1 protein-coding gene (only partly in view) is annotated in these 12,604 nt (G+C 73.7%); it reads right to left on the bottom strand.

Features of this window, described 5'->3' with window-relative positions:
* Nucleotides 1-12,604 carry the 3' end of a toxin glutamine deamidase domain-containing protein gene (locus tag ABEA10_RS19615; protein WP_345465697.1) on the bottom strand. The gene runs 43,262 nt beyond the window's last position, so 12,604 of the gene's 55,866 nt are visible here — the last part of the coding sequence; the start codon falls outside the window, past its right edge — the gene reads right to left on this strand; its stop codon occupies nucleotides 1-3.

Here is a 12,604-nt window from a genome sequence, read left to right on the forward strand (position 1 = left end):
CTAACGAACGTTGTGGCGGCGGGGCCGGCCGAACAGGCCGGGCAGCGACTCCTCCAGGCCTCCGATCAGCCGGTATCCGCCCGTGGGGTTCTTTTCGAGCGGGATCATCCCGTAGAGGCCGTAGGGCGCGCGTACCCGCAGGATGCCGTGGTGTCCGCTCATCACGAGGTCGAGGGTGAACCGGTAGTGGCGGTACCGGCGGGTGGCCTCCCTGTTCCTCTCGTCCGTGCCGCCCAGTTCACCGGACAGTTCCTCCGCGCGTTCGCGGGCGTACTCGAAACCGCCGATCCCCAGCGACCGGGCGGCACCCATCTCACCGCCGGCCTCAGGGCCCAAGGAGAGGTGGAACCCGCCAGAGTGCTCGGAGGTGTCCTTGTCCGCCTCCGACTCCTGGGTGTAGTTCCGGCCCTTGAAGTCGGTGCCTTCGAGCGGGCCGATGACCTCGGCCGCGACGATCTCCGCGCCGACGATCGTCTTCCGGCCGCCGACCGGCACCTCGTAGGTGTTCCGCAGCACGTCCTTGATGTCCGGCCGGATGATGTTCTGCGCGGTGTAGTGCAGGTAGCGCAGTCCCGCCCAGGTGGAGAAGTCCAGGCCGGGGACGTGCCAGGCGCGTGGGGCGTTGAGGTCCTTCGGGCGGCCGAACGGGGAGGAGGGCAGTCCAGCCCATCGCTCCACGGCGTCCGCGAACGGGACCCCCCACGGGTGGAGGTTCTCGATGAGCGTGGCGACCGCCTCTGGGTCGTGTCCGTTCCAGAGCGGACGGCCGTCCCAGGCCGGATTCGCCCCCAGGACGGGTTCGAATCCTCCTGGAGGCGCGTCGAGGAGCGCGATGTGGTCGGGGACCAGCAGGCGGACGCGGCCCGTCACGCCGCCCGGGCCGGGCTCGTGGACGTGGTGCCGCAGGAAGATCCCGTGGGCGTACCAGAGCCGGCCGGGCCATCGGGAGTGCGTGAGACGGCCGAGACCCACGAACGCGAGCCGTGTGCCGCGGACCGGGACGTTGAGGACCTCCGGCAGCTCACCGCTCAGACCCAGCTCGATCCGGAACGCCAGCCGGTGCCGGTACTCCTGTGACCCCTCCCGCGTACCGGCGCGATAGATCTCCAGCGTCTTCTCGGTCTTCTCGGCGCCCCGCGCGGACGACCGGTGGAACCCACCGCTCGCCTCGATCCCTCCGTGGTCGCCCTCGTGCCCTTCCGTTCCGGCGCGGGTCCGCAGGTCGGCACCGGCCCCGTACCCGAATCCCGACGACTTCGTCGCGGTCGTCTTCTGCTGCCCCTCCCCCCGCAGTGTCAGCTTCACCTCGGGTCGTGGCAGTTGTTCGTCGGCGGCGGCGATCCGGGCGGTGACCCGGACGAACACGTACCGGACGGCGCCGAACGCCCGTGGCAGCGGGATCCAGCGGACCACTCCCGAACCGGTGAGCGCGGTGAACTGGTTGCGCAACGCGTCGGAGGAGTACGCCGCCTCCAGTTCCCGCGTCAGCAGGTTCGGGCGCTCCTGCGGCGGTGCCGGACGCAGCACCCCCTCGCCGCGCAGCCAGGCCTCGATGCGGGGCAGGACGCCTGCGGCGTCCATCGTCTCCGGATACGACATTCCCGGGAGCAGGCCGGGCGGCACGTGACGTGTCGGAGGCCGTGGAACCGGTGCCATCACCCCCGGCGCGGTCAGACCGAGGTCGAAGATCCGCCGCTCGGGGATGACGACGTCCAGCGCGTCGGTCGCACGCAGGTAGCGCGACCGCCAGCTGATCGACTTTCCCTTCCAGCGGACCAGGGTCACCTCGAAGACCGGGTCCATCCGGTAGGTGTGCGTCCGCCCGCCGTAGGTGGCGCGGGTGATGTCCACCGGGCCCTTCTCCCGGCCGTGCTCGCGCTTCCACTCCCAGCGCGCCTCGGCGTGCCCGGTGAGCTGGATCCGCCCACCCGGCCCGGTGTTGTTCTCGCTGCCCGGTGAGTGGTCGCTCCACCCGCCGTCCTCCGGGCTCAGCGAGTGGGGGTCCTCGGCCTCGCCGCCCAGCCGGAACTGCGGGCCGGCCGAGAACGTCGGCCCGGCCTCCCACTTGTGCTCGCTCTCGTCCTTGAACGCGGCGTTGCCCTGGGCGTACTGCTCGATCTCGACGCCGTCGCTCGCGTAGAGATAGCGGACCCGGTAGCCGCGCAGCCGGATCCGCAGCGCCTGTTTCCGGCCGTCCTTACCGCGCGGCAGGGCGACGTACCGCCCGGTGCGGCTCGTCAGGGACGCGAAGTGGGCCGCGAGCCCGCTCGGACGCGTCGCGTTCTTGATCGCCTCCGGCCACCCGCCGGAGTCCTCCAGCCAGGCGTCCGGGAGCCCGTTCGCTTCGGCGTACATGCGCGCGGCCAGCCGCCACAGCTCGGGCAGGACGAAGAACGCCGGGAACAGGCCCGAGACCCCGCGCGTGAAGGCGACGCCCGTGCCGTGCGGCCACCGCCAGGACTCGGAGGTCTGCCGTGCCGCCGCGATCTGCTCCGGTGTGGGCGGTATCGCCAGACGGTGCTCCTGGGGCAGGACGACCCGGGCGGTGACGTCCCCACGCCGGTCGATCCACCAGACGTCGGCCTGCCCGCCGGGCGACCGGACCGACAGCTCGTAGATCACGTTGTACGGGTGCTCGTGCACCTGGCCGGTGGTCTCGGTGCGGCGGTAGGACTTGGCGCCCCCGGTGAGCTGGTGCTTGGGAGAGTAGGAGTACCCGCCGGCGACACCGGCGGCGCCGATCGCGATCCGCAGCCACGCGAACGCCGTGACCCGCGCCCCGAGCCCGGCCCCGAGCCGGATGCCCAGTTCGGTCGCGCGGTGCCCGTTCGCCGAGGCGGCCGCCAGCGCCCGGAGGTTGACGGTCAGGGAGTAGGGGTCACCGGCGCGGTCCAGCCGCTCCATCAGGTACGCACGGGCGGCCAGCCGGTAGTCCCGGCCGCCGACGTGGACGGTGCGTTCGATCCCGGCCATCGTGGTCGACAGGTCCGCCTCCAGGGCGGGCCTGCTGTACCAGGCGGCCAGTTGCAGGTCCGCCGCCGACCAGTCGGCCTTGACCCCCTTCGACAGAGTGTCGTGCCGCCGCAGCATGACCGCCCGCAGCTGCTCGTGCACGAGCTCCGCGCCGGGCAGCGTGGCTCCCGTGCCGAAACCGAGCCCCCGGCGCGAGGCGAGGGCGAGCGACTCTCCGTGGGCGGCGTCCACCGGCATCGCGCGGTCGAGGCGCGCCGGACGACGGTACGCCTCCTCAGGCACCACCCCGCGCGGTTCGCGCAGCAACGCATACACCCGGACCTGCGCGGACGCGTCCTGCGCCGAGCCGGTCAACCGGCGTTCGAAGTCGGCCGCCTCGATCTTGGGCACCCCGACCTCCGACTCGACCACGGTCGAGACGTCCGGGATGTCGTGCGTGGTCGAACGGATCTCCACATTCACGCGCAGACCCGACCGGTAGCGGGCCTGTGTCATCTTCCGGTTGAGCACGGTGTGGCCGAGGGCCTGCTCGGCCATCCCGTGGCCCGCGGCGCGCGAGAAGCCGAGCGTGAGCCCCGGCCCGTGCACGAAACCCTTGCCGGCGTCGTCGTGGTGCTCGGGGGCGGTGAGCCCGGCGGCGTTGAAGCCGAAGCCCAGGGACGTCCCGCTGTCCTTGCCGCGCCCCGGCTTGTCCGTCAGACCGCTGCCGGTGTCCTCCCGCACGGACACCTCGCTGTCGCCGAAGTACTGCAGGGTCTCGATGTCCGCCCTGATCTTGAAGTGTCCCTCGAAGGACTTCAGGCGCCCCGCCGACACCCGCACCTTCTTCGTCGGAACACCGGTGCCGAGCACCAGCCGGCTGCGGTTGCGCGCCGACTTCTCGGTCAGATGCTCCATGACCTCGCCCATCGCTTTCAGCACGGACTCGGCCGAAAGACCCGCGCCGAGGAGACTCCGTTGCAGCTCCGCCGCGACCGGGATCAAATCGACCGCGGTGAGTGACTCCGCGGACTGGGAGGGCCGCCGCCCCGTACGCCCCCCGCCGACGGTCCGCACCGTCGTCTCGGGCCGCGGCGCGCCCGGTGTGGTGAGCTCGTCCGGCAGGTCGAGGTCGAACCGCGCCGGGAGCACCACGTCGTTCGGGCGCTCCCGTCCGTCCACGAACACCCGCACCGCCATGCCGCCGCGGAAGCGCGCGTACCCGCCCACGAAGAGCTTGCGTCCCGCGATGACCTGGACCTCCCACTCCTCCTCACGCTTGTCCGCCGAGCTCATGCCCAACGACGGCAACCCCGGGATGAGCGCCGAGGCCGTCCGCAGCCCGAGAGAGAAGAACGTCAGCAGTGTGCCGTCGAACCCGGCCGAGACCTCCCGCGCCTTCCTGCCCCCGGCCGCCAACGACGCGAACGACACGTCGTACTCCCGCACCCCACCCGACGGCTGCTGCGTTCCGACCCGTACGTCCCGTGGTACCGGCCGGAGCCACACCAGACGACCGCCGGCCGTGAACAGGTGCCCCCGCTGGAAAAGCCGGTCCCACCCGGCCGCATCACCCGTCCGGAGCATCTCCCGCAGCCCACGCTGGATGCCGCTGCTCAGCTCCGGCCCGTCGCCGGGCAGCCGGGAGCCGCTCGCGACGTGGTGCGCCCAGAGCCGGACGTCCTCCTCGGTCCACGGGTCCACACCGCGCACCGACGCTTCGCCGAGCGCGTCGAAGTCCAGGTACCACGGGCCCCGCCGTACGGCCCGCTCCGGCTCCCGGCCCTCGACCGGCTCCGGTTCGGGGGGATCCATGGCCTCCGGGTCGTGGGCGGTCGTCAGGACGCCGCCCTTTTCGTCCGCCCACCGCACGTGCTTCTTCGCCGTGACGGCGAGAGTCGCGGACCCGTTGCGGAGCTCCGGACCGGGCAGGACTGGTCGCTCGCCCCCGGCGGGCGGTGCCTCGCCGAGGACGACGCGCATGCCCAGACGCCGGGCGGCGGCGTCCAGGGCCGCGGTCATCGCCGCCCGGGCCTCCGAGGTCGCCGGCTCGGTCTCCATCGCCAGCCGGAACCGCTGCACGCGGTCGAGGTCCAGCGACGCGACGGTGAGCCGGCCGTTCTGGAGGACCGCCTGCGCGCGCTGCCCGGCCGTCAGCCGGACACCGGCCCGCTCGAACTCCTCGACCCGCGCCTGCGCCGCCTCGTCGGCCAGCGGTACGGAGGCGGGCAGGTCCTCCTCCGTCAGGCCGGCGAAGAACCGGTCCACGGCGCTCTCCGCGGAGTCGTGCTCCGGCAGAAGTGAGGAGTTCGCGTTCAGGGCCCGCGCCAGCGCCTCGCCGAACGTCTCGTCCTCGCCCGGCAGGATTCGCAGAGCCGGCGGCTCGGCCGAGACTTCGTCCGGCTCCGAACCGGGCGGCGCGGAGGGCCGGCCGGTCTCGCCGCCGTCTCGGGCGCCGGTGGTCACGGCCGGCTTCGCCGATCGCTCGCGGGCGAGGATCCGCGCGATCGCCAGGCCGCGCAGCCGCAGCGGCTGCCCGGCCAGGTTGGCGGGCAGGTCGTCGTGGATCCGTACCAGCGTCTCCGGGGTCAGGGAGACCGGTCGCGTTCCGGGGGTGAGCCGGCGAAGCTCCTTCTTCGCCTCGTGCATGAGCATCCGGTAGTCGAACGAGGACGGGTCCAGGCTCCGTTCGGCGGTGTCACCGCCGGCCGGCTCCGGCTCGGTGTGTCCCCCGGCGGCGTCGTAACGGCTGGTGGTGCCGTCGGAGCCGTGGACGCGTACGCCGGTGGCCCGGCCGGAGCCGTCCGGGAGGAGGTTGATGTCGCCGGGCGTGGGGGCGACCGCGCCGGTCCCCTCGACGATGGTCAGCTCGAAGTCCCGCGCCACGTCCCGCAGCTCCGCCGACTCCAGCGCCGGCGTCTCATCGGTGCAGCGCAGGAGCAGCAGGGTGGTGAAGCCCTGCCGGACGATCTCCTGGGCCATGGTCCTGGCGAGGCCGGACAGGTCACGAAGCTCCGCCCCGTGCCCCGCGAGGATGTACACGCGGCCGCGGTCACCGATCGGCACCTCCACCGGAGCGCTGACCTCCCGGCCCGGACTCCCCGACCAGGAACGGAACTCCGCGCCCTGCAGATCTCCGTAGAACGGCGACCGCAGGCGCCAGTCCGCGTCGTTGAAGAACGCCCGTCCGACGACGCGCCCCTCCGGCGAGCGGATGTCGTGCCAGCGGGGCGGATCCTGCGCGGTCTCGTCCGCGAAAGAACGCGCCGAGGAGCCGGCGGCCGTGAAGGTCACGCCGCGGCGAACGGGCCCGGCGCCGGCCGTCCCGGCGTCGTTGGCGTACTCCGGATCCGGGTACCGGCGTTCCGAGTGCCGGCCCAGCTCCCTGATCAGCAGACCGGCGCGTTCGATCAGGCCGGCGAGGTGAGCCGCCGCACGCTCGGCCGAGCCCCGCTCGATGACCAGAGCCTCCCGGATGGCCTGGATCGCGCGACGTACGGCACGTGCGTACTCACGGGACGAGTTCTCGATGAAGTCGCTCAGCGCCACGACGGCATCGGCCTGGAGGTTCGACGTCACGTTCTCCCGGAAGATGGGATCGCGGACCACGTCCGGGGCGTGCCGCGCCACCGAGCCGAGGAAGTCGGTCACGTCCGTGGCCAGGTCGTCGGCGGGCGGACGGTAGGCGCTGACCGTGTCCACGGCCTGAGTCAGCCTCCGGTTGAACTCCCGGCCCTCCACGGTGCCGTTGTTGTGCGCCACCCGCTCGGCCTGCGCGTGCATGAGCCGCGCGAGCTCGGCGAACTCCTCGGCCGTCTCCTCCGATCTGCGCAGGCTCTGCCGCTGCGGGCCGATGTCACGGATCTCGGTGACGATCCGCCCGCGGTCGAGCCGGCGCATGTTGGTCCGGACGTTCATCGCGGCGTTCTGGTCCACGTAGACCCTGGGCCGCCCGGTGGGCAGCAGCATGTTGTCGACATAGTCGCCGAGGGTCATGCTCTCGTTCCTCAGCGGGTACTCGAACAGGGGCAGCGGGTCCCGGCCGAACTTGCGCCAGCGCCGGTGGCGGTCCGGGTGCCGCTCGTAGGTCCTGATCGCCCGGGCGAGCCGCTGCCGCAGATCCGCGCGCAGCATCGCCCGGATCTCCTCATGGTGGCCTTCCAGAAAGCCGCGGACCTCCGCCGGCATGGACTCGCGGACGGCGGCGAACGAGGTGCGCAGCGTCCCGTGGATGAGGTTCTTCGCCAGGTGTTCGTCGCCGCGGACGAACACGCGGGCGGCGGCGTACGTGTGCGTGTTCATGAGCGTCATCGAGGTGCGCACGTCGGCGACGCCCGGCACGTACTCCATCGCCGGACCGGCGAACCGGCCGACGCGCCGGCCCAGCCGCTCGTCCAGGTACGTCAGCACCACGTCGTCGCCGAACCGCAGCCCGTCCCGGAAGTATCGCCTGACGTCGTCGGCCTCGGCGTACCGCTCGACGGCTCGCAGGAAGGCCACCGTGAACGCCGTCGGCGTGCCCTCACTGAGGTGCGTGTACACCGAGTCGTCGAAGCCGGGCGGCAGGAGGACCGAAAGCTCGTCGGCGTCGGGGCCGTACTCGTAGTTGGGATCGTCGCCGAACAGGTCCCGCAGCGAGGTGCCGCGGAAGCCGGGCCCGGCCTCGCCGTCGCGGAGCCGCACCGCGTTGTTCAGGCGCCTCTTCACGTCGCGGATCCCGGCCCGCACCACCGCCGGGTCGTAGTAGTGCTCCTCCCCGGTCCGCAGGACCCGCTCCGGCCTGCTGACGACCTCGACGATGTTGACGGACTTACGCTTGACCTTTCCGCGCCGCGACGCCACGGCCGCCCGTTTCGTCGCGAAGTACCGGCCGCCGGCGACCCAGACGTGCGTCGTGTCGGTCTCCACGACCACGCCGGTCGCACGGTTGAAGACGAGGGTCTCCTCGCTTCCCTGGAACGTGGTCCGGCCGTGACCGTGGACGATGTGCATCATCTCGTGCTCGCGCCCCTGCGCGGCGAAGCCGAGCTCCTCCGGCGCGAGCCGCAGCGCGTCCACGTTGTACGGCGCCGCGGGAAGGGAGTCCGGCACCACCGCGCGGCCGGTCGCGTCCACGAGGATGACGCGCGCGTCCCCGCCCGGTATCGGCGCGCCGTCCTCGGCGGCGTACACCCGCGATCCGGGCCCGGCCTGCGTCTCCAGCCACAGCAGGTGGCCGCCCTCGTTCCGCAGCGCGAACGCGTGGCCCGGGCCGTACTGCGTCGACACCAGCAGGAACGCCGTCGTGCCCGGCCCCAGGCGCCTCACCAGGGGTGCGACGCTCTCCGGCGGTCCGTGCAGCGGACGCCAGTCCCCGCCCAGGGCCGCGGCCAGCGCCCGCTCCGGCCGCCTGTCCCCGACCGTGAGGTCGTCGCGGGACACCGCCGGGCCGCCGTACAGCTCGCGCCGCACCGCCTCCAGCCGGTAGACGCAGTCCTCCGACGTCCCGTCGTACGGCGGCAGCACCTCGGCCAGCCGCCTCTCGAGCGCGACGGCCGTGATGATCTGGTCGCCGACCGCACGGTCGCCGCCGAGGCCCACCGCGTCCGCGGCCCGCCGCAGATCCACCATCGACAGGTGCGCCGGGTTCGCCTCCTCGGGCAGGAGGTCGCTCATCAGGCCGGCCTTGAGCGCCTTGAGGAACAGCGGCGCGTCGCCGTCGGGCAGCCCCAGCTCCCGGTACGCCAGCATCAGCCGTACGGTCGGCTCGATCGGCCGGTCACTCGTCAGGGCGCCGGCGTCGCCCAGGTCCAGCCGGGAGAGCGGTGCCTCCATGCGCGACGCGAGGTCCGCCGCCCGTACGGGGGCCTTGCCCTTCCCCGGCACGGCGGTGCGTTCGTCCGCCCACCCGTGGAAGCGCGCGTGGAACCGCTCGGCTGCGGCGAGCACCTCCGGGCCCGCGCCGAACGTCCGGCCGGCGACCTCGTGGTCGTTCGCGCCGGTGCCGCTGGGGCCGGCCGCGAACGGATCCTGGAGCCGCTCCGCGGCGGGCCGCTCGCCGCCCCGCATGCGTGGGGCCGAGCCGAACGCGATCTGGTGCGTGAGGTCGGTGGCCAGGCCGGCCTGGTCGGTGGGGCCGCCCTGGGGGAGGTCGGCCAACGCCTCGCGCATCTGTCCCCGGTCGACCCGGCCGAGGAGCCAGCGCCCGCCGAGACGGGCGAGCCGGGAGTTGACCTCGTTGAACAGGTAGTCCGAGATCCGGGTCCGGGCCCGTACGCCCTGGCCGGACGCGGAGGCCGGGACCGGCCGCGTGGATTCGCCCAGTTGCGCCTGGTATTCATGGACCAGCCGCTCCAGGTCGCCCACCGCGCTCACGTTGGCGTCGAGCCGGTGCTGCGGGCGCAGGTGTGCCGCCGTCTCGGTGCCGTGCCGCGCCAGCTCCTGGTCACGGGCGGCGATCCGCCGGTGTACCCGGGCTTTGAGGTCATCGACGATGTCCGGGGCGAGCCGTGACGTGAGGCGTTCGAGGTCCGTCCGCACGCTCGCGTACCGCCGCTTCAACCACGCGGTCTGGCGGTCGTACTGCGCACGGGCCACGACCGCGGAGGTCGGCGGAACCGGCCGGAAGGTCCGCCACGGGATCGGCGGCGCGTCCGTGCGCGCGCTCCGGGTCCCCAGATAGTGGCCGGGCCGGCGGATGAAGCTGAGGTGGGCCGGCCCGTCCGGTCCGACCGTGGTGACGTACCGGTCCTGGATCAGCGTGATCCGCAGGCCCAGCTCGTACGCCGCCAGGTGCGCGACGACGTCGCCCGCCTCGTCGTCCCACTCGTCCATCGTCCGGATCTGGTCCACCAGCGCCCGCTGCTGCCGCGCGATCGAGGGCCCGCCCTCGACCACGTGGAAGAAGCCGGCGTACCGCGACGGCAGGCCCAGGGCCGCGACCGCGAGGTCGGCCTCCAGCCGGTCCGCGAGCCAGTCGCGCAGCGCCTTCACCGCGCGAAGCCGGTCTCCTCGCATGCTGAGCCCGGGAATGTGCCGTTCCAGGTACGTACCGGCGATCTCGATCAGGCTGTGGTAGAAGCAGTTCCCGTCGCCGGGCACGTCGAGGGGCCGCAGGTGCCGCGCGTCCAGCGTCGCCTGCAGCCGTGCCGGGTCGAACTCCTGCCGCTCCACCTGCGCGGCGCGCTTCGCGGCCTGCGCCACCGCGGCCGAGGAGGCGCTCTTCGCCGGCGTCCTTCCCGTCGTCTTCGGCGCGGTGGCCGTGGCGGGCCGGGCGATCAGGAAGTTGTGCCCGGGCCCGGACGGGAGGGCGCCGCCGCCCTGGTCCGGGGCGACCTGGGTCGTGCCGTCGGGCTTCAGGCTGCGGTAGCGGCTGCCGGACAACACGACCGCGCCGTCGATGTTCTCCGGGCCGGAGTAGTAGACCAGCGTGCCCTCGGGCAGCCCCGTGGGCAGTTCGTCGGTCAGCTCGACGGTACGGCCGGTGACGCCGGCCAGGAGCGTGCGGACCGTCTCCTCGTGCTCGTCCAGCGCGAAGTCCTCGGTGAGGAAGGCGATCGCCCGGTCCAGCTCCTCGTGCACGACGACGGCGTCGGTCAGTCCCCGCTCCGGCCCGCCGCGGACCAGCCAGGACGTCAGTGTGTACGCCGCGACCGCGCCCAGGTCCGTCCAGCTGCCGCGGGTCGTCCCGGCGGCCGTGACCCGGTGCTGCCCGTCCTCGCTGACGTACACGTGCGGGTCGGCCGGCAGCGGGTCGTCCACGATCGTGCGCCGCGTTCGTACCGGCCGGGTGGCGTCGCGGGACGGGCCGGAGCCCCCGACGGTCTGCCCGCCGCCGACCGTACGGCCCGCGACCGTGCCGCCCGGCGCGAGCGTCGTGCCCGGGTCCGTCGTGACCGTGCCGCTCTCCGGACCGCGTCGCCCGCCGGGGGCGGCCTCGGTCCGCGCCCGGGCGAGCATGATGGTGTGCGGCCGGCGGGCCGACTCCCCCAGGACCTGCGACGCCGGCACCTCACGCGTGCCGCTCGTACCGGTGAGCAGGACGCGGTACCCGGTACCGGTGGCCACCGCGGCCCCGCTGCGGCCCCCGCCGGTGAACCAGACCCAGGTTCCGGGCGGCAGATCGTCCGGCAGCCGGTCGACCTGCTCGACCTCCCGGTCGGCGTGTTCGCCGAACGCCCGGCGGACCCGCTGTGCCGTGGTCTGGCCGACGTCCCCGGACAGGAACCGCACGGCCTCGCCCAGGCCGTTCCGGCGGACGTCCCAGGCGGTGGTGCCTTCCGCCCGCGCTCCCCGGGTCAGCCAGTACACCGGCGCGAAGTCCGCCAGGGCGCCCAGCCGGGTCCAGCCCGGGACGTTCAGGCCGCCCGGGCCGACGCCGTGCTGCCCGTGTTCGTCGCGGTAGACGTGCGCGTCGGCGAGCAGCCCGCCGCGCATGGCGGTGGCCAGGCTCACGATGCGCGGTCCCGGCGCGGCCGTCAGCGCGGCCATGCGCTCGTTCTGGTAGGCGATCCGGTCCTCGAACTCGGTCACGAACCGGGGCAGGTGAGACCCCGAGCGTGCGGCGGCCTCCCGCGCGCCGGGCCGGACCAGGCCATGGTCGAGATGGTGCGCGACGTCGGCGAGCGCCCGGTCGCGCACCGGCCCGAAGCGGCGTTCCGACGCCGCCGGCCCGCGCAGCCCGGCGGGCGGGTCGAGCAGCACGCCATCGCCGCCCACGTCCAGCGAGTAGAGCCGCTGGGCGTCCAGCGGCGGCTCCACCGGCAACCGGGACTCGGACTCGAACCAGCGGATCCGGCCGCGGTGGTTGACCACGGTGAACCGCCCGCCGGCACCGGCCGCGTCCTGGGTGACGACCAGGGAGACCGCGCCGGAGCCGGCGGCGTCCAGCGTCCGGTGCAGCCCGTCGATGGCCCGCTGGGTCGTCGGCTCGGTCCGTGGCCGGTACGCCAGGCCCACCCGGCGTTGGTCCAGCAGCGACTCCCAGGCCGTCAGACGCTCACTCGCCGCCCGTACGGTCTCGTCGGTCCAGCGCGGCCCCGCGGTCGTGCCGTCCACCGGCCGGGTGACGGTGGTGCCGTCGCCCGGCCGGGTGGCGTTCAGCTCGTCGAGCAGGATCTGCGCCGAGCGGGCCTGCGCCCGTGCCTCGTCGAGCGCCCGCTGCTCCGGCTCGGCCGGCCGCGCCGGACCGGTGTGCCCGGCCTCGATGCGGGTGACGATCGACCGCCACGCGGCGACGACCTCCATGGCCCGTCCCAGGAGACCGGGCAGCGCCTCGTGCACCCCCGCCAGAGCCCGCTGACGCTCGTCGATCGCGGCGAGGACGGCCTGTTCGAAGGTCTGCTGCTGCGTCCAGGACCGGCGGTAGAACCCGGCCAGCTCCAGCGGGCCGAAGCCGTGGCCCACCGCGAGGCGGCGCACCTCGTCGCTCCACAGCCCGGCGCGCGACGCCTGGTCCGCGGTCAGCGCGATGTCGTCGAACGTCCTCGGGTCGAACGCGTGAATCCGTCCGCCGGGGTCCACCCACCGCGAGCGCGTGCTCCCGTCCGGCTCCGCGACGTCCACCCGGACGTGCGCCCGCAACTCGGCCGCGAGGTCACGGGCCAGGTGCACCGGGTCCACGTTCAGCAGGGCCGCCTCCGGCGGCAGCGCGGCGGGCGCGCCCTCCGGGTTG

Source organism: Actinoallomurus oryzae (assembly GCF_039541955.1).
Lineage (GTDB): Bacteria > Actinomycetota > Actinomycetes > Streptosporangiales > Streptosporangiaceae > Actinoallomurus > Actinoallomurus oryzae.